This is a genomic window from Aeromonas sp. PrichA-15, assembly GCF_017939245.1.
GTDB classification, from domain to species: domain Bacteria; phylum Pseudomonadota; class Gammaproteobacteria; order Enterobacterales; family Aeromonadaceae; genus Aeromonas; species Aeromonas caviae.
On sequence record NZ_JAGKRH010000278.1, the window covers coordinates 1 to 309 of the forward strand.

1 rRNA gene is annotated in these 309 nt (G+C 52.1%); it reads right to left on the reverse strand.

Going from position 1 to position 309, the window contains the following annotated elements:
* Positions 1-309: ribosomal RNA gene (locus J9889_RS20990) — 23S ribosomal RNA — on the reverse strand; the annotation flags it as partial.

Here is a 309-nt window from a genome sequence, read left to right on the forward strand (position 1 = left end):
TATCGCCGGCCTTTCCAGGACCGTTCCACTAACTTCCAAGATGCTTAAGGGCTAATCCCCGTTCGCTCGCCGCTACTGAGGGAATCTCGGTTGATTTCTTTTCCTCGGGGTACTTAGATGTTTCAGTTCTCCCGGTTCGCCTCGCTGCGCTATGTATTCACGCAGCGATACCTAGCTTATGCTAAGTGGGTTTCCCCATTCGGAAATCCGTGAGTCGTAATGTCTCTTACCGACTGCTCACGGCTTATCGCAGGTTAGTACGTCCTTCATCGCCTCTGACTGCCAAGGCATCCACCATGTACGCTTAGT